The organism is Nonomuraea sp. NPDC049750, from assembly GCF_040659625.1.
Lineage (GTDB): Bacteria > Actinomycetota > Actinomycetes > Streptosporangiales > Streptosporangiaceae > Nonomuraea.
The window spans coordinates 175,670-196,613 of the sequence record NZ_JBFANB010000017.1 but is presented as its reverse complement, the minus strand read 5'-3'; the positions used below and the strand labels follow the sequence as shown (position 1 = coordinate 196,613).

24 protein-coding genes are annotated in these 20,944 nt (G+C 70.6%); 13 read left to right on the top strand and 11 right to left on the bottom strand.

The window, feature by feature from the left end; genetic code table 11:
• The first annotated feature begins 29 nt into the window (after positions 1–29).
• Together AB0J16_RS36580 and AB0J16_RS36575 are read left to right on the top strand one after the other, a co-directional pair.
• Complete coding sequence (locus AB0J16_RS36580) at positions 30–1,175, top strand: ROK family protein (protein ID WP_358548292.1); 1,146 nt, start codon at positions 30–32, stop codon at positions 1,173–1,175.
• Between the two features lie 75 nt (positions 1,176–1,250).
• On the top strand, positions 1,251–1,586 hold the full coding sequence (locus tag AB0J16_RS36575) for a PadR family transcriptional regulator (protein WP_358548289.1): 336 nt from the start codon (positions 1,251–1,253) through the stop codon (positions 1,584–1,586).
• Positions 1,587–1,605: 19 nt separating this feature from the next.
• Here AB0J16_RS36575 and AB0J16_RS36570 read toward each other — a convergent pair whose 3' ends face one another.
• Complete coding sequence (locus AB0J16_RS36570) at positions 1,606–2,109, bottom strand: FBP domain-containing protein (RefSeq protein WP_358548287.1); 504 nt, start codon at positions 2,107–2,109, stop codon at positions 1,606–1,608.
• A 75-nt stretch (positions 2,110–2,184) separates the two neighbouring features.
• On the opposite strand from AB0J16_RS36570, the gene AB0J16_RS36565 reads away from it, so the two are divergent.
• Both AB0J16_RS36565 and AB0J16_RS36560 read left to right on the top strand, forming a co-directional pair.
• Positions 2,185–2,748: a TetR-like C-terminal domain-containing protein gene (locus tag AB0J16_RS36565; RefSeq protein WP_358548284.1), complete on the top strand. Its 564-nt coding sequence runs from the start codon at positions 2,185–2,187 to the stop codon at positions 2,746–2,748.
• 115 nt (positions 2,749–2,863) lie between these two features.
• Positions 2,864–3,493 carry a class I SAM-dependent methyltransferase gene (locus AB0J16_RS36560; protein WP_358548281.1) on the top strand — a complete coding sequence of 210 codons (630 nt, stop codon included), beginning with the start codon at positions 2,864–2,866 and terminating at the stop codon, positions 3,491–3,493.
• On the opposite strand, the gene AB0J16_RS36555 is transcribed toward AB0J16_RS36560, so the two are convergent.
• Both AB0J16_RS36555 and AB0J16_RS36550 read right to left on the bottom strand, forming a co-directional pair.
• Positions 3,441–4,400 (bottom strand): hypothetical protein, encoded by a 960-nt coding sequence (locus AB0J16_RS36555; protein WP_358548278.1) that lies wholly within the window; start codon positions 4,398–4,400, stop codon positions 3,441–3,443. The genes AB0J16_RS36560 and AB0J16_RS36555 overlap by 53 nt on opposite strands.
• Entirely contained in the window at positions 4,397–4,729 is a 333-nt protein-coding gene (locus AB0J16_RS36550; protein WP_358548276.1) for a helix-turn-helix transcriptional regulator, read from the bottom strand. Before AB0J16_RS36550 ends, AB0J16_RS36555 begins: the two co-directional genes overlap by 4 nt.
• 125 nt (positions 4,730–4,854) lie before the next feature.
• Here AB0J16_RS36550 and trpB point away from each other — a divergent pair, with 125 nt between their 5' ends.
• From trpB to AB0J16_RS36525, 5 genes are all read left to right on the top strand, one after another.
• Positions 4,855–6,060: a tryptophan synthase subunit beta gene (trpB, locus tag AB0J16_RS36545; protein WP_358548418.1), complete on the top strand. Its 1,206-nt coding sequence runs from the start codon at positions 4,855–4,857 to the stop codon at positions 6,058–6,060.
• Positions 6,057–6,869, top strand: coding sequence for a tryptophan synthase subunit alpha (gene trpA / locus AB0J16_RS36540; protein WP_358548273.1), 813 nt, complete (start codon positions 6,057–6,059; stop codon positions 6,867–6,869). Before trpB ends, trpA begins: the two co-directional genes overlap by 4 nt.
• 40 nt (positions 6,870–6,909) lie before the next feature.
• Positions 6,910–7,665: a GntR family transcriptional regulator gene (locus tag AB0J16_RS36535; protein ID WP_358548271.1), complete on the top strand. Its 756-nt coding sequence runs from the start codon at positions 6,910–6,912 to the stop codon at positions 7,663–7,665.
• Between the two features lie 81 nt (positions 7,666–7,746).
• The gene (locus AB0J16_RS36530; protein ID WP_358548269.1) at positions 7,747–7,998 is read left to right on the top strand and encodes a hypothetical protein; all 252 of its coding nucleotides are present in this window, start codon (positions 7,747–7,749) and stop codon (positions 7,996–7,998) included.
• Positions 7,995–8,306, top strand: coding sequence for a type II toxin-antitoxin system PemK/MazF family toxin (locus AB0J16_RS36525; protein WP_357955136.1), 312 nt, complete (start codon positions 7,995–7,997; stop codon positions 8,304–8,306). Before AB0J16_RS36530 ends, AB0J16_RS36525 begins: the two co-directional genes overlap by 4 nt.
• Positions 8,307–8,346: 40 nt before the next feature.
• Here AB0J16_RS36525 and AB0J16_RS36520 read toward each other — a convergent pair whose 3' ends face one another.
• The 6 genes from AB0J16_RS36520 to AB0J16_RS36495 are packed head-to-tail and all read right to left on the bottom strand — an operon-like array spanning position 8,347 to position 16,261.
• A complete protein-coding gene (locus AB0J16_RS36520) occupies positions 8,347–9,549 on the bottom strand; it encodes a sialidase family protein (RefSeq protein ID WP_358548267.1) in 1,203 nt (400 codons plus the stop codon).
• Between the two features lie 40 nt (positions 9,550–9,589).
• Positions 9,590–10,465 carry a dihydrodipicolinate synthase family protein gene (locus AB0J16_RS36515; RefSeq protein WP_358548264.1) on the bottom strand — a complete coding sequence of 292 codons (876 nt, stop codon included), beginning with the start codon at positions 10,463–10,465 and terminating at the stop codon, positions 9,590–9,592.
• A gap of 42 nt (positions 10,466–10,507) precedes the next feature.
• Complete coding sequence (locus AB0J16_RS36510; protein WP_358548261.1) at positions 10,508–11,761, bottom strand: extracellular solute-binding protein; 1,254 nt, start codon at positions 11,759–11,761, stop codon at positions 10,508–10,510.
• Positions 11,762–11,793: 32 nt separating this feature from the next.
• Positions 11,794–14,517 carry a family 78 glycoside hydrolase catalytic domain gene (locus tag AB0J16_RS36505; protein WP_358548258.1) on the bottom strand — a complete coding sequence of 908 codons (2,724 nt, stop codon included), beginning with the start codon at positions 14,515–14,517 and terminating at the stop codon, positions 11,794–11,796.
• The gene (locus AB0J16_RS36500; RefSeq protein ID WP_358548256.1) at positions 14,514–15,335 is read right to left on the bottom strand and encodes a carbohydrate ABC transporter permease; all 822 of its coding nucleotides are present in this window, start codon (positions 15,333–15,335) and stop codon (positions 14,514–14,516) included. Before AB0J16_RS36500 ends, AB0J16_RS36505 begins: the two co-directional genes overlap by 4 nt.
• Positions 15,335–16,261 (bottom strand): sugar ABC transporter permease, encoded by a 927-nt coding sequence (locus tag AB0J16_RS36495; protein ID WP_358548252.1) that lies wholly within the window; start codon positions 16,259–16,261, stop codon positions 15,335–15,337. The genes AB0J16_RS36500 and AB0J16_RS36495 overlap by 1 nt, the downstream gene beginning before the upstream one ends.
• Positions 16,262–16,416: 155 nt before the next feature.
• On the opposite strand from AB0J16_RS36495, the gene AB0J16_RS36490 reads away from it, so the two are divergent.
• A complete protein-coding gene (locus AB0J16_RS36490; RefSeq protein ID WP_358548249.1) occupies positions 16,417–16,707 on the top strand; it encodes a hypothetical protein in 291 nt (96 codons plus the stop codon).
• Between the two features lie 55 nt (positions 16,708–16,762).
• Positions 16,763–17,104 (top strand): hypothetical protein, encoded by a 342-nt coding sequence (locus AB0J16_RS36485; RefSeq protein ID WP_358548246.1) that lies wholly within the window; start codon positions 16,763–16,765, stop codon positions 17,102–17,104.
• On the opposite strand, the gene AB0J16_RS36480 is transcribed toward AB0J16_RS36485, so the two are convergent.
• Positions 17,071–17,673, bottom strand: a complete 603-nt coding sequence (locus AB0J16_RS36480; RefSeq protein ID WP_358548243.1) for a class I SAM-dependent methyltransferase — start codon at positions 17,671–17,673, stop codon at positions 17,071–17,073. The genes AB0J16_RS36485 and AB0J16_RS36480 overlap by 34 nt on opposite strands.
• Before the next feature lie 29 nt (positions 17,674–17,702).
• A complete protein-coding gene (locus AB0J16_RS36475; RefSeq protein ID WP_358548240.1) occupies positions 17,703–18,596 on the bottom strand; it encodes a helix-turn-helix transcriptional regulator in 894 nt (297 codons plus the stop codon).
• A 168-nt stretch (positions 18,597–18,764) separates the two neighbouring features.
• On the opposite strand from AB0J16_RS36475, the gene AB0J16_RS36470 reads away from it, so the two are divergent.
• Both AB0J16_RS36470 and AB0J16_RS36465 read left to right on the top strand, forming a co-directional pair.
• Positions 18,765–20,219, top strand: a complete 1,455-nt coding sequence (locus tag AB0J16_RS36470; protein WP_358548235.1) for an MFS transporter — start codon at positions 18,765–18,767, stop codon at positions 20,217–20,219.
• Positions 20,220–20,455: 236 nt separating this feature from the next.
• The gene (locus AB0J16_RS36465; RefSeq protein WP_358548232.1) at positions 20,456–20,944 is read left to right on the top strand and encodes an alcohol dehydrogenase catalytic domain-containing protein; all 489 of its coding nucleotides are present in this window, start codon (positions 20,456–20,458) and stop codon (positions 20,942–20,944) included.

The following is a 20,944-nucleotide window of genomic DNA, read 5'->3' as shown; positions in this document are numbered from 1 at the left end:
GTCAATGAGCTCGTGATAGGAAATATCCGATGACTGCTCGCCGAACAGCCGGTCGTGGCGATCTGACCCGCGTCGAGATCCTGGCGCTTCTCGGCACTGCGGGCGCCCTGGACCGCCGTCAGATCGCGGCCCGGCTCAAGCTCGGCGACGCGACCGTTCACGAACACACGAGACGCCTTCTGGCCTGCGGTTATCTGCGGACTCTCAGTCCACAGGCCGGGGTGGTGGGCCGGCCGCGCATTCCCCTTCAGGTCGTGCCTGAGGCCGCCGCGACCATCGGCGTGCGCGTCGCGACCGACCACCTCGTCACGGTGGTCGCGGGTCTGGATGGACGACTGCTCACATCCGATGTATCGTCCTTCGACTGTCACGCAGACCCGCTCACCCAGCTACTCACTGTCATCGACCGGCGATTGGCCGACCCTGTCCTGGGCCCCAGGCTCAAGGCCGTGGGCGTGGCCGTACCGGCTTCCGTTGATGCGGGCTATATCCGGTTCTGTCCCCGCTTTGGGTGGAGCAACCTTCCCCTCGGCGAACGGCTGCGCGCCGAGCTGCCGATCCCGGTGCTCGTCGACAACGACCTGACGGCCAGCACCACCGCCGAGCTCCTGTATCGGGCGGGACTTGAGCACGACGACTTCCTGGTGCTCGGTATTGGCGACGGGGTGGGGGTCGGCGCGGTTCTGCGGCGGCGGGTGCACCGCGGTCCGGGCGGGCTGTCCGGCGAGTTCGGCCACACGCCGGTCGCCGCCACCGGCCCGCGCTGCGCCTGCGGCGCGCGGGGCTGCCTGGAGACCTTCACCAGCGACGACGGGATCCTGCGCGCCGCCCGTCGCGAGGGCCTGGCCGAGGCGTCCACCACCATCGAGGAGCTCCGCTCGCGGTGGGTCGCCGGTGAGCGGTCGCTGGCCCGGGTGCTCGCCAAGGTCGGCGCCATGCTCGGGCGGGCCGTCGCCGGCGTCGTCAACCTGCTCGGCACGCCCACCATCGCGATCATCGGCGAGAACCACGTTCTCTGGCCGGGCCTGGAGCCCGGGTTCTCCGTGGTGATGCGGACCAGTCAGGTCACCGCGGCCCACCGCGTCCAGGTGATCGTCCGTCCGTGGAGTGACGCCCAGCATGCGCTCGGCGCCGCCGGTCTGGCGCTCGCCGCTCCGGAAACGCTCTTCATCTGACGAGCTTGCGTCATCGCTATTCAGCGTTTCTATGTACTAGTAGTCAGCATTGCTGGGTAGTTGAAGAGGTGTTCCATGGGCAAGCAGGCGACGGAGATGCTCAAGGGGACGCTGGAGGGCATCGTCCTGGCGATCCTGTCCAGCCGGTCCGCGTACGGCTACGAGATCACGGCGTGGCTGCGGAAGCAGGGCTTCTCCGACATCGCCGAGGGCACCATCTACGCGCTGCTGGTCAGGATCGAGCAGCGCGGCCTCGTCGACGTGGAGAAGGTCCCGTCCGAGAAGGGTCCGCCGCGCAAGGTGTACTCCCTCAATGACCAGGGACGGGCCTACCTCGAAGAGTTCTGGAGGACCTGGAGCTTCCTCACCGAACGGCTCGAACAGCTCCGCGAAGGAGGAAAGCAGACATGACCACAGAGCCATCAGGCCGCTATCCCTGGCCGGCCACCTTGTCCAAGAAGGAGTACAGGTTCGCCCGGATGCGGGCGACCTTCTCCTCCAGGCTGAGGGACTCATCGATGATCCCGCCCCCTGCCGCCTCCTTCTTCCCGCGCGTGTAGAGGGAGCAGGCCAGGTCGGTGCACAGGTAGTGCCCGACCGAGTTGCCCAGGCGGCCGGCTTCGCCGGTTCGGCGCGCGGTCATCAGCGCCACGCCGCCGTTGGTGTGCGTGGTCAGGCACAGCGAGCACATGCTGCGCGAGGTGAAGCCGCGCGACGCGCCGGATGCCACCCGCAGCGCGATGCCGACGAGGGGGCCGTCGCGTTCGGCGACCAGGTAGGCGCGTTCGGGCGCACCCGGATCTCGCCACCCGAGGAAGTCGAGGTCTTCCCAGGGATGGTCCGCGAGGTCTTTGGGGACGTTCAGCCGCTTGGTCTCTCCCTTGGAACAGTTCACGAATGATGTACGGATGTCGCGCTCGGTGATTGCTCTCATGGGCGGGGAGGCTAGCTTCCTTACAGGTATTATGCAAATACTTAAGGCCTGTAAGTTAACGGAGAAGGGCGGCACATGGCACGCGCGGGATTGACCGCCGAACGCCTGACCAGGGCGGCGGCGGACCTGGCCGACGAGATCGGTTTTCAGAACGTGACCGTCTCGGCGCTCGCACGCGGTTTCGACGTCAAGCCTGCGGCCCTGTACTCGCACGTCAAGGACGTGCAGGCCCTAAGGGTGGGGGTGGCGTTGCTGGCCCTGGCGGAGCTCGCCGACAGGGCCGCCGCCGCCCTGGCCGGCCGCGCGGGCAAGGACGCGCTGGTGGCCTTCGCGAACGCCTACCGGGGCTACGCGAAAGAGCATCCGGGCAGGTACGCCGCGATGCAGATCGAGCTCGACAGAGCGGACACCAGCGCGGGGCGTCCGCACTCGGACATGACCCGCGCGATACTGCGCGGATACGCGCTCTCGGAGCCCGATCAGACGGACGCGGTACGCATGCTGCACAGCACGTTCCATGGCTACGTGAGCCTGGAGACGGCGGGCGGGTTCCGCCGCCACCCTCGTGACGTGGACGCTTCGTGGTTCAGAGCGCTGGACGCCCTCGACGCCGTTCTCCGCAACTGGCCGCCGGCCTGAGCTTATTCATTGGCCGCTTCAGGACGCGGGGTGCGATCATGGATCGATGGCGACGACCTGGGACGAAGCATTCGCGAAGCGGTACCAGGAATGGTCGAGTCATATGACGGCCGACGTGGACTTTTACGTTGGCCTCGCACGCGAGGCGGACGGGCCGGTGGTCGAGCTGGCGATCGGGGACGGGCGGGTCGCGATCCCGGTGGCGCGGGAGACCGGCCGGCGGGTCGTCGGGATCGATGTCTCACCGGCGATGCTCGCGCAAGCCCGCACCCGTGCGGCCGAGGCCGGTGTGGAACTCGACCTGCGCGAGTGCGACATGCGCGACTTCGCCCTGGACGAGCCCGCGGCGCTGATCTACTGCCCGTTCCGATCACTCCAGCACCTGCCGACCTGGGCCGACCGTCGCCGTACCTTCGAGCGGGTCGCCGCCTCGCTCCGGCCGGAGGGGCGATTCGCCTGGAACGCCATCGCCTTCGACCATCGGATCGCGGTCCAGCTCGACGGCGCGCGGCAGGAGAAGCCCGTACCGCACACGGTTCGTTACGCGGTTGGCGACAACCGCGTCGACCTTGTCCTCAACGACGGCGCGAAGAGCTCCTTCTGGTGGGCGACGAAGAACGAATGGCTCGGGCTTCTGGATGTCGCCGGACTTGAGGTGGAGGCGCTCTACGGCGGGTTCGCCCGCGAGCCGTTCACCGAGGACAGCCGCGAGTATGTGTTCGTCGGCCGCCGACGGCCCTCCTAGGATTCTTGGAGCCCCGGAGCATCGTCCCCATCGCGAAAGCGCCGAGCACGCAGCCGATCTGCGCGAGGGCGAGAGAGGTGGGCAGGGAAGGGAGCCTCCCGAGGTCGCCCAGCGCCGCTGCGGGCAGGAACAGCAGCAGCGACGCGCGCCGTCCCACCACGGACCTGGCCGCGTATCCCGCTGCCGCCGCCATGATGATGAGCCACGGCACCGGTTTCCAGAGTGCGATCTCATGGTTGGTGGCGCTGTCGAGCAGGTGCCTGCCGACCTTGCTGGCGGCCAGCCCGATCAGGCCGAACGGCATCCAGAGCAGGACCGTGCGCCAGGGGATGTGCGACGCACCCTTGCGGGCCGGACCGGTGAAGGCGACGGCGACCGCCACCAGTTGCGCCAGAAGGGGCAGGGCGACGTTCGGTAGTGCCATGGGCAGGAAGAAGGGCGATGTGCCGACGTGCAGGAGGAACGCCAGCGCGCCCAGTGCGGCGATCCCCCGGTCGCGAAACGCGACCGCGAGCACGGGCAGGGCGAAGACGATGACCGGCCGAGCCCAGAACAGGATTGACCCCGGTTCTTGCGCCCAGTGGTGAAGCAGGCCGAACCCGATGCTCGGTGCCAGGAAAATGATCTGGCGGGCCAGCGTGTCGGTCAGGATGAGCAGCGGCCACAGCGCCGCACCCACGGCCACGGCGTCCCGCCAGGCGGGCGCCGACACCGTACCGAAGGCCCGCCGGCAGTGCACACGAACCGCGCCGGCCAGCAGATCGGCCGTGTCGGCGAGGTGCGGGCGGGTCTGTCCGGGCCGTGATCCGGCCAGGAGTACGCCGATCATGTCCTCCTCGTGCCGGGTGCGGTGATCGTGGGGATAGCAGGCCAGGAGCCGCCGGTATCGGGCTTCGAGGGAGGTCACGCCATTCCTCCGAGGCCGGCGGCGCGCAGCCGGGTGGATGCCGCTCGCGCGTGACGGCGCATCCGCTCGGCCTCCGCCGCCAGCCGGGTCGCCCCGTCATCGGTCAGCCTGTAGTAGCGCCGGACCCGGCCGTCCACGATCTCCTCGCGATCCTCGGCGATGAGGCCCTCTTCCTGCAGGCGGTCGAAGGCGGCGTAGAGGGTCCCGGCGCGCAGCCGCACCCGGCCCTCGGAGATCTGTTCGACGTCGGTGATGAGGCCGTAGCCATGTTGGGGGCCGGCGGCGAGCGCGGTAAGGATCAGGAAAGTGGGCTCCTGCATCGATCTCATTCGAGCATCATATACCGATGATCTTTCCATGAGGGCGGCGCAGGGGGTGGCGCGTCCCACCTCGTCCATGTCACACTCACTGTTATAGAACTCTATGAAGAGTTATAGAACGAGGTGAGTGTGTGATGCGAGAGATGTCGCCATGGCGGGAGCCCGTCCCGGTGGGCGGGACGATGGGCGAGCCTGAGGCGCGAGGCCGATTCGGCGAGTACGGCGGGCGGTACGCGCCGGAGTCCCTGGTGGAGGCGTGCCGCGAGGTGGACGAGGCGTTCCGGGAGGCACGGGCGGATGCGGGCTTCCGCGGCGACCTGGCGGAACTGCTCGCCTTGCACGCCGGACGGCCGACCCCGCTCACACCGGCCCGGCGGCTGTCGCAGGAGCTGGGCGTGCGGCTGTACCTCAAGCGCGAGGACCTCACCCACACCGGGTCACACAAGATCAACAACGTGCTTGGCCAGGCCCTCCTCGCCACCCGGATGGGACGGCGCAGGCTGATCGCCGAGACGGGAGCGGGCCAGCACGGGGTGGCCACCGCGACCGCCGCCGCACTACTCGGGCTCGAAGCCACGGTCTTCATGGGCGAGCGCGACATCGAGCGGCAGGCGCTGAACGTCTTCCGGATGCGCATGCTGGGCGCCGAGGTGATCCCGGTCACCACGGGCAGCCGCACGCTCAAGGACGCGACCAGCGAGGCCATGCGGCACTGGGTGGGCGTCACCGGCGACTCCCACTACTGCGTCGGCTCGGTCATCGGGCCGGATCCGTACCCATGGATGGTCAGGGAGTTCCAGCGGGTCATCGGCGACGAGGCCCGCGCGCAGTGCGCCGCCGAACTGCGGACCGGCGTGCCGGACCATGTGGTCGCGTGCGTCGGCGGCGGCTCCAACGCGGCCGGTACGTTCGCCGGCTTCGCCGACACCTCGGCGCGCTTCGTCGGTGTCGAGGCGGAGGGCGGCGCCGGTGCGGCCCGCGGCAGGCTCGGCGTCCTGCACGGCTGCCGCTCGCTGTTCCTGCAGGACGACGACGGGCAGATCGTCGAGGCGCACTCCATCGCCCCCGGCCTCGACTACCCGGGGGTCGGCCCGGAGCATGCTCACCTGCGCGAGCTGGGCCGGGCCCGGTACGTCACGGTGGCCGACGAGGAGGCGGTCGGCGCGGCGCTACGGCTGGCGCGCACCGAGGGGATCGTCCCGGCGCTCGAATCGGCGCACGCCCTCGCCTGGGTGATCCGCGCGGCGGGCGACGGCGAACTGGCCGCCGGATCGACGGTCCTGATGACGCTGTCCGGCCGGGGCGACAAGGACATCTCTACCCTGAAGGAGCTGCTGTGACGGACATCCTGGCCCTGGGCGAGGTCGAACGCCACCTGCGTGCCCGCCGGGACACCGGTCGCGGTCTGCTCATGCCGTACGTCACCGGGGGCATCACACCCGGCTGGACGCGATACCTGAAAGCGTTCGCCGCAGCCGGCGCGGACGCGATCGAGGTCGGCCTGCCGTTCTCCGACCCCACGCTCGACGGCGTCACCATCCAGCAGGCGAGCAACGCGGCACTGGCCCGGGGGGCGAGCACCCGCCGGATCCTCGCCGACCTGGCCGAGGTCCAGAGCGTGGGCGTGCCGCTGGTCGCCAGCACCTACTACAACCTGGTGCTGCATGACGGGCCCGAGACGTTCTGCGCCGCGCTGCGCCGGGCCGGCGTCGGCGGCCTGATCGTGCCCGACCTGCCGGTACACGAGGCGGACGAGCTGACGGACGTGGCCGCCGCCGCCGGGATCGAGCTGGCCCTGCTGGCGTCGCCGTCGACGCCGCAACCGAGGCTGGCGGAGATCTCACGCCGCAGTCGCGGATTCGTCTACGCGGTGTCGGTGATGGGCACCACCGGCGAGCGGGCCGACCTCGCCGCTTCGGCGGCGGAGCTCACCGCGCGGCTCAAACGCGGCACCGACCGGCCGGTCTTGCTAGGATTTGGCATTTCCACGCCTGACCAGGCGCGGGAGGCAGGCCGGCAGGCCGACGGCGTGGTGGTCGGCGCCGCGGTCATGCGGCGGGTGCTCGACGGGGCGGGGCCGGACGACCTGCGGGCCTTCCTCGCGACCCTGCGCCAGGCCCTCGACCAGGAGGGTGACCGACCACGATGACTCCCGATGCCGGGCCCTCGACCAGGAGTGACGCACCAGGATGACCCCCGACGCCGGGCATGAGGCGAGATACCGCGCCATCGCCGCCGACCTCGCCGCGAAGATCCGGTCGGGACACTACGCCCCCGGTGCGGCCCTGCCCCCGCAACGGGAGCTGAGCACCTCCTACGGGGTGACCCTCATGACGCTGCGCCAGGCGTTGCGGGAGCTCAGCGACGAGAAGCTGATCGTGCAGCGGCCCGGCAAGGGCACGTTCGTGGCCCCGGCCCATCTGGCGTACCAGCTCGGCTCGCTCCGCAGCCTGGCCGACGATCTGCGGGAACAAGGCCACGACGTACGCACCGTGGTGGCCGGGCGGGCGATGCGCCGGGCCCCCGCCCGGATCGCCGCGGAGCTGCGGCTGCCTCCCGGCGACACCGCCCTGCGGCTGGAGCGGGTCCGCGAGTTCGCCGGCCGTCCCGCCGTACACCAGGTGTCCTGGGTACGCCGGCCGGCGGCCGACCAGATCCGCGAGCGCGACTTCACCGCCGTCTCCCTCTACACGGCGCTCGCCGAGGCGGGAGTGGCGGTGGCCCGGGCGTCGGAGGTGGTCCGGCCCGGCCTGCTCGACCCCGCCGCCGCGCGCCGCCTGCACGAGCCCGAGGGCAGTGCCGTGCTCGTCAGCACCCGGATCGCCTATACGCCCGACGCCGTTCCCGTCGTGTCCGACCATGCCACCATCCTGGGCACCATGATGGAGATCCGCACCGAACGCGCCGCGACCGGCCTGTCCCTCACCTGGCGCGCCACCAGCTAGGTGGCGGCGCGCCAGCGAGAGTATGAGCCCGAGTATTACGACGGGTAGCACTCTCGCCGCATCGGCCGTAGCATACGGATCATGGCCAAGGAGAGAACATCCGTCAGCATCGCCCCGTGGGTCCTGGAGGCGGTACGCAAGCACGCTGAGGCGAACGGGCTCAGCGTTTCCACCGTCCTGGAGCGCGGAGCCCTTCGCGAGATCGCCGCCACCCACAGCGCGGCCGCCCGCGCCAAGGTCTACGGCGAAAGCGCCCACCAGGAAGCCGACGAGCGGATCGTCGCCGACGACACCGCGCGGGCCGCCGACGAGCGCCGCGGCGAGGCCGCGTGAGCCACCGATTCGGCGAGCTGTGGACCGTCCAGCTCGGCGACCGTGAGGAAGTCCGGCTCGTCGTGACCGGCGACTTCTACCACACGCTCTACAACGACAACGTGCTCACCGCCCACGTCGAGGCCGCCGACCTGGCGCACGCCCTGACCGCCTTCGTCGTCGACGTCGGCGACGACCGAGCCGCCATGATCGACCGCATCAGCACCGTGGCGGCCACCCGGCTCAAGAGCAAAGTGGGCGACCTGCCCGAGGCCCAGCTCGCCGCCGCGCGCAGCATGCTGGGCACGATCTTCTCCGTCACGGGATGACGCGCCGCCGGCGCGGCGCGGACCGCGGCGGCGGGCGGGCCTACCTCCCCCGCCGCGCGAGGTCGGCGACAGGGACCCGGCTGAGCTGCACATCCTCCTTGTTGGTGCCGTAGGCCGCGTACAGAGAGCCCTTCCACACGATGCTCTTCGGGTAGCTGTACCCGGCGTTCTTGTACAGGCCCTCGTAGCGGCGCGGCTGCAGGTCCTCGGCGGTGCGCAGGTTGTAGGCCTTGTCGAAGGTCACCCCGTCGGCGCTGGTCAGCACCGTCAGGGGGTACCTGTTGCGGGTGCCGGTCGGGTTGCCCACCAGGTAGGCGGTGCCGTCCGGCAGGTTCCCCGCGCTCTGCTTGGTGCGCGAGTCGGGCACGTTGGTCTCCACCGACGCCGACCAGGTCTCGCCGTCGTCGGTGCTCACCGCGGCGAGCTTGCGCAGGGTTCCGCCGCCCTGGTCGCGGAAGACCATCACGATCGAGCCGTCCGGGCGCCGGTACCAGCTCGGCTCCAGCTCGCGGCTCATCTCCGGGGTGTTCGGCTGGTTGGTGAAGTCGCCCTGCTTCCAGCCGGAGACGCCGAGCGGGTCGTCGGTGTAGTACGGCTTGACGAACAGGCCGGGCTGCATGTGGAACGCGGTCAGCACCCGCCCGCCCGGCAGCGCCTTCACGTCCTGCTCGATGATGCCGTTCACCGGCTGCCCGTCGGCTCCGGTCACCCGGCGGGGGCTGCTCCAGTGCCGGCCGTCCCTGCTGGTCACGTACTCGGTGTAGCCGCCGCGCGGGGTCAGGCCGCGTGGCCAGACGTTGAGGTAGGCGACGAGGGTCCGCCCGTTGGTCCACCAGCCGCCGCTGGAGGTGTAGCCGTCGGTGCGCGGCGCGGTGAGCGGGATCTGCTTCGACCACCTCTTCCCGTCTTTGCTGGTGGCGTAGGTGACGATCGTGTCGGGCGCGTCCTCGTCCACGGCGGAGCTCTGCCACTGCGCGTACAGCCGTCCCTTGAACGGTATGAGGACGACGCCGTGGTTGTACTTCCGGTCTTCGGCGCCGGGCGCGAAGACCGTGATGGTCTCGGCGCGCGCGGCGCGGTCCAGGCCGAGCGTGGCGGTGTTGGAGGTGTCGATGAGCCCGTCGGGCACCTTCAGCGGCGGGCCGTCCGTGGTGGCGTGCGCCGGGGCGGCGGACAGGGCGAGGAGGGCCGCCAGGGCGAGGGCGGCGGTGCGGACAGAGGGGTGTGAACGCGTACGCGTCATGGCATTCTCCATTTGGCTGGATGCGAAGCGATCAAGGTGGTCAGTGGTGGAGCGGGAGGTCGCGGGCGAGCCGCCGCAGGGCCTCCTGGTCGGGTTCCGGGATCGGCATGCGGGAGCGGCCGACCGGCCGCCCGGCGAGGCGGTGCACGGCGAGCATCCGCGTCGGCTCGCCGCGGATCGCGTCCACCACCTCGTCCACGTCGCCCCGCAGGCGCGCCACGGCGCCGACGTCCGCGCGCTCCAGTGCGGCTCGCATCGCGACGAACGGCTTGGCGAACGCCGACGCCACGCCGGACACGATCCCGTCGGCGCCCGCGGCGGCCGCCGCCGCGTAGTCGGCGTCGCTGCCGGTGTAGATGAGGAACCCTTCGGGCAGGCGGGCCCGGTACGAGGCGATCGTGTCGAGCGATTCGCCGCTGACCTTCACCCCCACGACGTTCGGCAGGCCCGCGAGCCGTACCAGCAGTTCCTCGTCCACCGCCACGCCGGTACGTGCCTCGAAGAGGTAGACGAACATGTCCAGCCCGGCGGCGTCCGCGCTGACGTCCCGGAAGAACGCGTAGACCTCTTCTGGTGGCGTCGGCAGGTAGAACGGGGTGAGCACGGCGATCTCGCGGGCGCCGGCCGCCCGCGCGCCCGCGATGAGTCGCGACACCTCGTACCGGCTGGCGGCCCCGACGTGCACGATCACGCGGATGCCGGGCAGCACCTCCACGGCGAGCGCCGCGACGGCGTTGCGCTCCTCTATCGACAGGGCCGGGAACTCGCCGGTCGTGCCGAGCACGAGCGCCCCCTGGACCCCGGAGCCCGCGACGTACGCGAGGATCTCACGGGTCCCGGCCAGGTCGAGTGCGCCGTCCTCGGCGAACGACACGGGTACGGCGGCGATGATGTCATGTGACGAGGTTTCAGTCATGGATCTTTCGCGGGAGATGGGGGATACGGGGAGATATGCGGATCAACCGGCGGCGTACGCCTCGTCCATCGAGGCCAGCACCTGCTTGGCGTCCGCCTGTCCGGAGAAGAGCTGCTGGATCCCGGCGAAGTGAGCGGCCTGCACCTGCGCGTTGGGCCAGCCGGAGTCCGGGAAGGGCGCGGTGTGACTGGCGGCGATGATGTCGATCGCCGCCCGCACGGCCGGCGCCGCCTCGACCTCGGCCCCCTGGATCGCGGGGATGCCGGGCGCGGTGTCGAACCAGACCTTGATGGCCTCCGGCGTGGCCAGCCAGTCGACGAAGCCGAGGCCGTTCACCCTGTTCTTGGCCTTGTCGTTGACCGCGAAGCTCACGCCGATGCCCCGCGGGACCGGGTTGGTGCCGCTGTCACCGCCGGGCAGGGGGAAGAACCCGAACTCCGCGTCCTTCGGGGCGGTCGAGGTGATCTGCGAGTACGAGGCGAGCACCTGCACCACGCCGACGGCCTTCCCGGTGTTGACCAGGTTGTAGGAGGCGGTCACGTCGGTGCCGAGCGGATCGGCGTTGAAGCAGCCCGCCTTGCTCATCTCCAGGTACTTGGTGAAGGCGGCCTCCCAGCCGGAGTCGGCGAAACGCGCCTGCTGCTTCGCCATCTTGTCGTTGAACGACGGGTCGGCGGCGTAGACGGTCGAGGCGACCAGCGCGTACGGGATGAGCTGCGTCACCCAGTCGGTCTGGATGCCCAGCGCGAAGGCGACCTTGCCCTTGGCCTTGACGTCCGCGCAGAACTTGAGCAACTCGGTGTAGGTCGCCGGCGTCTTCAGCCCGGTCACCTTCAGCGTGGCGACGTTGTAGATCGCGCCGATCGCGTCGAGCTTGGACGGCAGCCCGTAGGTCTTGCCGCCGATCCGCATCGTCTCGGCGGTGCCGGGCTCGATCTTGGCGGCCCACGGCCGGTCCGACAGGTCGGCCAGGTAGCCGGCCTTCTGCAGGATGGAGATGGCGCCGGGATTGCCGCTGCCCGGCCACACCGTGAACACGTCGGGCGCCGTCCCCGACGACAGTTGGGTACGCAGCGTCGTCTGGTACTGCGCGGTGTCGGCCACGGTCACGTTGATGTCGAGGCCGGTCTTCTTCTTGTACGCCTCGACCACCGCCTGCATCGGCGCCTGGTTGTTCGACGTCGTGGCGATGGTGAGCGCCTTGGGCTTGTCGTTGCTCGACGCCTGCGGCTGCGACCCGCAGGCGGTCAGGGTCAGCGCCGCCGCGGCGAGAGCGGCGATCTTCCGGTTGAACATGCTGGTCGTACTCCAGGGGGGTCGAAGGGAAATCAGTGGATCGGCGTCACAACGGGCGTTGCGGCTCCGGCCGGGAAGCGGAAGGTGTAGCTTCCCGACGCCAATCGCAGCCGGGTGCACTCCGGCCGCTCCGCCTGGAGGATGACCCCTTCCGAACGGGTGACGGCCTCGCCACCTTCCGTGATCATCGCCACTGAGGGCACCGGGAGCACGGCCTCGGCGGCCGCTCCCGGCGGTATCAGGACCGACCATTCGCACCACCCCGCCTCGTCGCGGCGCCAGGAGCTGGCGACGCGCCCGCGAGGGGTGTCGATCGCGCCGCGCGCCCAGTCGAGGGAGGTGTGGAGCTGCGGCGCGAGCCGGATGTCGGCGTACCCGGCCGAGCCGGGCGCCTGCCCGATGCCGAGCACCCCGGTGAACAACCACTCGCCGACCGCGCCGAGGGAGTAGTGGTTGAAGCTGTTCATCCGCGGCGACTGGAAACCGCCCTCCGGCGTCCAGCCGTCCCAGCGCTCCCAGATCGTCGTCGCCCCGTTGCGCACGGAGAACAGCCACGACGGGTAGCGGTCGTCGTTGATCAGCGCGTACGCCAGATCTGAGCGGCCGATCGCGGTCAGCGCCGGGCACAGCAGCCCGATGGTGATGAATCCCGAGGTGAGGGAGACGCCGCGGCGTTCGATCGCCGCCACGAGCCGCTCGGCGACGGCACCGCGCTCCCCCGCCGCGCACAGGTCGAAGGCGAGGGTGAGCAGGTAGGCGCCTTGGGTGTCGCCGTGCACCCGGCCGTCGGGGCCGACGAACTCCGCCCGATAGGCCGCGCGGACGCGCTCGGCGAGGCCGGCCAGTTCCCGCGCCTCGGCGTCGCGCCCGAGCACGGCGAGGCTGCGCGCGGTCAGCTCGGCGCTGTGCGCGAAGTAGGCGGTGGCCACCACGTCCTTCGGGGTCTCCGCGCCGACCTGCAGCCAGTCCCCGTAGTTGTTGCCGACGCGCTCGCGCCAGATCAGCCCGGGATTGTGCCGTTCGACGTGCCGTACCCAGGCGACCATCGCGTCCACGGACTCCCGCAGCACGTCGGCGTCGCCGCTCGCGCGGTAGAGGTGCCAGGGGATCGTCACCCCGCCGTCGCCCCAGGCCGGCGCGCCCTCCCGCAGGTGGATGAGGCGGGGCGAGAGGTCGGGGAACGCGCCGTCCGCGGACTGGCCGAGGCGCACGTCCCGCAGCCAGCGGCGCAGCAGCGGGGCGACGTCGGCCAGCAGCAGCGCGGTCGGCGTGAACACCTGCGCGTCGGCCAGCCAGCCGAGCCGCTCGTCGCGCTGCGGGCAGTCGGTCGGAATCGACACGAAGTTGCCCCGCAGACTCCAGGTGATGTTCGAGGCCAGCGCGTTCAGGTCCGCGCTGGAGCTCTCGAACGCGCCGGTCAGCGCGAAGCCGTTGTGCAGCACGACCGCCTCGACCTGCTCGGGGCCGAGCTCCCCGGTCAGGCCGGAGACCTCCGCGTAGCGGAAGCCGTGCAGGGTGAAGCGGGGCTCGAACACCTGCGCCGGCGAGCCGTCGGTCCAGAAGACGTCCACGGGTTCGGCGGTGCGCAGGTTCGCCGTGTAGAGGTCGCCGTGCTCGTCGAGCACCTCGGCGTGGGTGAGCTGGACCCGGGTGCCGGCGGGCTGGCCCGTCAGGGTGAGGGCGACGCGGCCGACTACATTCTGCCCGAAGTCGACCACGAACCGCCCGCCGCCCCGCGGCGTCACCGCGACCGCGGGCACCCGGCCCGTCACCCGCACCGCCGGGTCGGCCTCCGGGACCAGCGTGGAGGTGTCGCGGGAGGCCACCACCGCCGCCGACCAGGTCGAGGTGTCGTGTCCTGGCAGTTCCCAGCCAGGTTCGGCGCGGCGCGAGTCCTCGTACTGGCCCATCAGCAGGTCGGCGTAGAGGATGTCGCTCGGCGACTCCTTCCACCCCTCGCCGCTGACGATCGACCGGCGCGACCCGTCCGCCCCGTCCACGTCGAGCTGCACCAGCAGCTCGGGCTCGGTGCCGTAGTGCTGCGCCTGGTGGCGCCGGTCGGTGCCGATGAAGCCCACGTACCAGCCGTCGCCCAGCAGCGCCGCGACCGTGTTGCGGCCGGGCCGCAGCAGGGCGGTCACGTCCCAGGTCTGGTACGTGATCCGCTCCCGATACTCGGTCCAGCCCGGCACCAGCTCGTCCCGCCCGACCCGACGGCCGTTGACGTAGAGCCGGTACACGCCCTTCGCCGACGCGTGCACCCGGGCCGACGCCGGCGCCTCGGTCAGGTCGAAGCCGTGGACGAAGCGGCGTACCGGCTGCAGCTTGTTCACCGTGTAGCTGATGTCGGTGTCCTGTGGCGGCGAGGCCACCTGGCGGTAGATCGGGTTGCGGCCGATCCACGCGGCCCGCCACTCCCCCGCGTGCACCACCCCGGTGCCGAACCGGGCCCGCGCCACCGTACGCGCGCCCGTCTCGTCCTCGACCTCGACCTCCCATTCGTAGGCCGACGACGTCACCAGCGGCCCGCCGCCGTAGCGGGCGCCGACAGTGCTGTCCGACTCCACCACGCCGGAGTCCCACACCAGCACCGCGCCGCCGGTCGCCGGCAGGTGCCGCACCCGGACACGGTAGGAGCGCTGGCGCGCGCCACGCCGCTCCGACTCCAGCCGCCAGGAGAACGAGGGCGCGGCGACGACGCCCAGCGGCTCCTGCTGCCCGCCGGTCCGCAGCTCGTAAGGTCGCAACCCGGTCATCCCTTCAGCCCTCCCGCGAAACCGCTGATGATCCTGCGTTGCAGCAGGAAGTAGACGACCAGCACCGGCAGGATGCTGATCACCAGGCCGGCGAACACGATCGGCCAGTTGGATACGTACTGCCCGACGAAGGCGTACAGCGCGACCGTCACCGTCTGTCGCGGCGTCCCGCTCAGATACAGCAGCGGGACCAGGAAGTCGTTCCACACGGTGATCGCGTTCAGGATGACGACGGTGCCGGTGACCGGGCGCAGCAGCGGGAAGATGACGCTGCGGAAGGTACGCAGCGCGCCCGCGCCGTCGATCGAGGCCGCCTCCTCGTACTCCCTCGGGATCGCGCGCAGGAAACCGGTGTAGAGGAAGATCGAGAACGGCACCTGCATGCCGGCATAGAGGATCACCAGCGCCCACAACGAGCCGAGCAGCCCGACGTCGCGCATGGTCTGGTAGAGCGGGATGAGTGCCACCTGGAACGGGATCAGCATGCCGGCCAGCACCAGCCAGAAGACCGTGGACGACAGCTTCGAGGTGATCCGCGCCAGCGGGTAGGCCGCCATCGAGGAGATGACCACGATCAGCACCACGCTGACGCCCGTCACGATCGCGCTGTTGACTAGCGCGCCCGCCAGGCCCGCCTGCTCCCAGGCGGCGAGGTAGTTGTCGAAGGTCGGTGCCGTCACCGGCCGCAGCGGCGAGGAGGCGTCGCCGGCCGGCCGCAGGGACAGGTTGACCAGGATGTAGACCGGCAACACGAACACGAGGGCGGCCAGGAGCATGACGGCCTCGCGCGCGAACACGCCCTTGGTGTAGCGGAACATCAGCTCACCGCCTGCCGGTTGGACAACCGGTACTGCGCGACCGAGAACACCGCGACGATGACGGCCAGCACGAGGGCGAGCGCGATGCCGTACCCGAACTGGTCGAACTGGAAGGCCGACTTGTAGAGCAGCGTGGAGAGCGTCTCCGTCGCCCCACCCGGTCCGCCGCCCGTGAGCACGTACACCTCGGTGAACATCTTGAATCCGCCGATCAGGGTCAGCATCACGTTGATCGTGGTCGCCGTGGCCAGCAGCGGCCAGGTCACCGACCAGAAGCGGCGCCACGCGCCCGCGCCGTCCACCGCCGCCGCCTCGATCACCTCTGGCGAGATCGACTGCAGGCCCGCCAGGTAGATCACCATCGAGTAGCCGGCGTGCTGCCACACCACGATCATGACCACCGACACCGCCGCCCACGTCGGGTCGCCGAGCCAGCTCTGCCGCAGCGCGCCCAGCCCGACCGCCTCCAGCAGGCCGTTGACCGCGCCGTCCGGCGTGAGCATGAACTTCCACAGGTACGCGACCACCACCGGCGTGATCACGACCGGGGCGAAGAAGACCACGCGCAGCACGTTGCGCGTCTTCAGGCCCGTGTGCAGACCGACCGCGAGCAGCAGCCCGACGCCGTTCTGCAGCACCGTGATCGCGAGCGCGAAGATGAGCGTCATGGTCAGCGCTTCGAGCGAACTATCCGAGGAGAAGATCCGCGCGAAGTTGTCGAGGCCGACGAAGTTGTAGTCCGGGGAGAGCCCGTCCCAGTCGGTGAAGGCGAGCGCCCCGCCGCGCAGGGTCGGCACCACGACGGCGAACCCGTAGAAGGCGAGCGCGGGCAGCGCGAACCACAGCAGCTTCCGCGACGGCGCCGCCGGCCCGCGCCGCCCACCGCCGTCCGTTCGCGGCGCTTGGGTGGCCGGGCGCGCACGCATGGTGGGCCTCTTCGACGTGAGCACTCCGAAACCTTCCGTTCACTGTTAACGGTGGTCAGTTAACCGTTAACAAAGAGCGTGCGTCAAGACCGGCAGCCCTTGGGCCGGGCTCCTGCGATACCTTCGGCCGTAGCAGAATCCAGGGGGTCCCTGGCATGCTCACGCTGGCGTTCTCCGCCTACGACCTGACCTCCGTCAGGTTCGCGTACTCCCCGCTCAGGGAGGTCTCCGCCGGCATCCAAGCGCTGCGCACCCCCGCCGGGCGGCCCCTGAATCTGCCGTGGTTCAAGCAGGTAGGCCCCCTGATCGGCGGCGAGCCGGCCCTGCTGCTCGGCCTGATCCTGTACGCGCAGGCCTCGTACGTGCTGCCCTTGGCCTGGCCGCCGACGGACTCCCGGCATCCCCGTACGGTCTGCTCATCACCGTCAAGGGCGCGATCGTTGTGATCTTCCAGCCGCTGTTCATCTCCTGGCTGTCGCGCCTGCCCCGGCTGCCGGTCTGGTGGGCCTCGGCCTGGCCAGCCGGCCGTGGCACTACGTGGTCACGGTGGTGGTGTGGTCGATCGGCGAGATCGGCATGGCGGGCTTCGAGGCGGCACTGATCACCGACCTCACCCCGGACGGCGCCTACGGCACCTACCAGGCCCTTTATGGCTGGAGCATCGCCATCGCCCGCTTCGCCGGATGGGCCGTCGGCGCCGTACTGTTCCAGGCCGGGATGCTGTGGTGGGCCTGTGCCGCGACGGGCGTCCTGTGCGTGGTGTTCGTCTTCACCCTGATGCCCACCGTCGCGCGGCGGGAAAGGCAGGCTCAGTTCTGCGGTTTGCGCCACACGATGCTGTAGCGCAGCAGCAGGTGGCGGCGGTAGTGGGAGCCGGGCAGGATCTCCGCGGCCAACGCGCGCATCTGCGGATACGTCACCGGAGGCGGCCACACGGTAGGGGACGAATGCTGCCAGAGGCCCTTCCTGGCGCGGTGGAAAGTGCCGACCGCGACGCCGGCGAGGGCTCGCGGCAGGTCCCTGGGCATGGTGCTGCGGGCGAGGCCGACGATGGCCAGGACGCCACCGGGGCGCAGCAGATCGCGCATCCGGGCCAGCCCGCCGGCGGCGTCCATGTGATGCAGGGTGGCCACCGACGCGACGACATCGAACGAGGCGGGCTCGAACGGATGGGTGAGGAAGTCGCCGAGGACGTAGTCGACGTCGTCCGACTGCTCACGGGCCTGGTCGATGCTGGGCGCGTCGAGGTCGATACCGATGACCTGCGGCACGGCCCGCCGCAGTTCACGGGCGAGCATGCCTTCGCCGCAGCCGACGTCGAGCGCCCGCCGGGCTCCATCAGGGACGGCGTGGAGGATGCGGGGGTGGTAATGAATGTTGTGGTTCCATCGCCTGCGGCCCTTTTCTGGCATTTGATCATTTTGCCAGAGCTCCTGGTGAGTCAGCGTTGGCGCTCTTCGGCCGTCTGCGGAGCGTAGTGGGGGGTGGCCAGGTCCAGCAGGACCATGGCGTCGTAGTCGGGGGTGCCGGGCTCGGCGACGTACACGGCCAGGCGCTGGCCGGGAGTGCCTTCCAGGTGCATGCTCTGGACGTCGAGGGTGATCGTCCCGACGTGGGGGTGGCGGAAGGTCTTGCGGGCGTTCTTACGGCCGGTGACCTCGTAGCGTTCCCAGAGCTTGGCGAAGTCGGGGCTCTTGAGCAGGAGTTCGCCGACGAGGTTGGTGAGGTCGGGGGCGTCGGGGTCGGTGCCGGCCTGGGCGCGCAGCCGGGCCACGCAGCCGCGGATCTGGTTCTCCCAGTCGGGGAACAGCTCGCGGGCTGTGGGGTGGAGGAACAGGTAGCGGGCGAGGTTGCGTTGCTTGGCCGGCCAGTCGTCCATCCCGGCGTACAGGGCGAGCCCGCCGGGGTTGCAGGCGAGCAGGTCCATGCTGCGGCTGACGATGTAGGCCGGGTTCGGGCGCATGGTCTGCAGCAGGAGCTTCAGGTGCGGGCGGACCGTACGGCTGGGCGGGGGCGGCGGTTCGGGCGCGTAGTGGGCTGCCCGGGCGGCGAGGCCGCGCAGGTGCTCGTGCTCGTCCTCGTCCAGGCGCAGGGCGCGGCCGAGGGCGTCGATGACGGCGGGGCTGGGCCGGGTCTCCTTGCCGCGCTCCAGCCTGGTGTAGTAGTCGATGCTGACGCCGGCCAGGGTGGCGAGTTCCTCCCGGCGCAGGCCCGGGGTGCGGCGCAGGCCGGGACCGGCGGTCAGGCCGACCTCGGCAGGGGTGATCTGGGTACGACGGGCGCGCAGAAAGCGGCCCAGCTCGCTGCCGCCGGCGTCGTTGTGCTGCTCAGCCATGCTTTCAGTCTTACAGCCGCCGGCCGCGAACCGCGCGGCCGAGGGGGGCCCTGTCACACCCCTGAACGCGGCTCCCCGGCACAGCACGGTCTGCCACCGGGCGAATGCGCTGAGCACGATGGATGTTGGTGACGATGTCGCACTTCCTTTCGTCAGGAGATTCATCCCTTGTCCACCGCTACCCTTCCCACGTCCTCGATCGGTGATCTCGCCAACCGCCGTTTCGGATCTGGCCCGGCGCTGATCGCCGCGCTCCTGGGGTTCTTCGTGATCACCCTTGACGCGCTCGTCGTCAACGTCGCGCTGCCCGCCATCGGCCACGGCCTCGGGGGCGGCATGGCGGGGCTGCAGTGGGTCGTGGACGGCTACACGCTCATGTTCGCCGCGCTGCTGCTGTCGGCCGGGTCGGTGTCCGATCGGATCGGCGCACGGCAGGCGTACGCGGTCGGGCTGGCGGTGTTCGTCGCCTCCTCCGCCGCGTGCGGCCTGGCCCCGAATCTGGGCGTGCTGATCGCGGCACGTCTGGTGCAGGGCGCGGGTGCGGCGGTGATGCTCCCGGCCACGCTGGCGCTGATCCGTGAGGCGTTCCCCGACTCCGCCAAGCGGGCGTGGGCGATCTCCATGTGGGCGCTGGGCGGCTCGGTGGGGACGGCGGCCGGTCCGGTGGCCGGTGGTCTGCTGACCCTGATCGACTGGCGGATGATCTTCTTCGTCAACGTTCCCGTTGGGTTGACGGCGCTGTTCCTGCTCACACGCACCGCGCGTTCCCCGCGCCGGGAGGCGCCGATCGACTGGATCGGGCAGATCGCCGCGGTCGCGGCGATGAGTGCCCTGACGTACGGGGCCATCGAGGCCGGGGCCGTCGGCCTGGCCGCGCCCCCGGTGCTGCTCGCGTTGGCCATGGCCGTGGTGGCGGCCGTGGTGTTCGTGGTGGCGCAGGCGCGCGGGACGCATCCGATGGTGCCGCTGCCACTGCTGCGTTCGCGGACCATGGCGATCTCGGCAGCGGTGGGCTTCGCGATGAATGTCGGTTTCTACGGCATGATCTTCTTGCTCGGCCTGTACTTGCAGGAGATGCGGGGCCTGTCCGCGCTGTCCACCGGCCTGGCCTTCGTGCCGATGGCCCTGCTGACCGCCTTCGTGAGCCCGACCTCCGCGTGGTTGTCGGCGAGGTTCGGCGCACGGATGCCGATCATCACCGGGCAGCTTCTCATGGCGACCGGCCTGGCGATCCTCATCGCCGTCCCGGCGGCGGCGCCCACGTGGCTGCTGGTCGTACTCATGATCCCGGTCGGGACCGGCGGCGCACTGGCCGTACCGTCACTGACCGCGCTGCTGCTCGACCGGGTCCCCGCCGAACGCGCCGGAACCGCCGGCGGCGTGCTCAACGCCTCCCGCCAGACCGGCGGCGCGCTGGCCGTGGCGGTCTTCGGCGCCCTGGTCGCCGACCGGGCCGGCTTCGTGCCCGGCCTGCACACCGGCCTGCTGATCGCCGTGGCCGCGCTGGCGGCGACCGCCGCGGCCAGCCTGCTGCTCAAGCCCGTCCCCCGCGAGGGACGATCACACACATCAAGGTATCGATCCATTGGAGAGAGCAACGATGAAGCACATCAAACTGCGTGACCTGGACGTTTAGCGCTGGCTGCTGGCCCAGGGCGACGACATCGCTCCCATCCCCGGCACCAAGCGCGTGAGCCGGGTCGAGGAGAACACCGCCGCCGACGGCATCCGGTTGTCGGAGGAGCAGCTCGCGGCGCTCTCCAGCCTGCCCCGGCCGCCGGCGACACCCACACCGAGGCCGGGCTGCGGATGCTGGAGCGCTGACCTACCCGCCTTCCCGCAATCCAAAGGAGCACCTCATGCGTGCAGCCGTGATGTACAGTGCCGGCGACGTCCGCGTCGAGAACCGGCCCGACCCGAAGATCCAGCAGCCCACCGACGCGATCGTCCGCGTGGTGCTGTCATGTGTGTGCGGCAGCGACCTGTGGCCGTACAAGTCCATGCCCGCCACCGGCACCGGACGCCCGATGGGGCACGAGTTCCTCGGCGTGATCGAGGACACCGGCTCCCAGGCGCGCACCCTGAAGACGGGCGACCTGGTCGTTACGCCGTTCACCTACTGCGACAACACCTGCGACTTCTGCCGCAAGGGCCTGCAGCCCTCCTGCCGCCACGGCGGCCGCTACGGCCTGGACGGCGTGGACGGCGGCCAGGGCGAGGCAGTGCGGGTCCCCCAGGCCGACGGCACCCTGGTCAAGCTACCGCCTTCGCCGCTGTCATCGACGGCGGCACGATCAGCCGCCTGGGCGTTCCGCAGTACGAGGACGGCCCCATCGGCCCTGCCATGA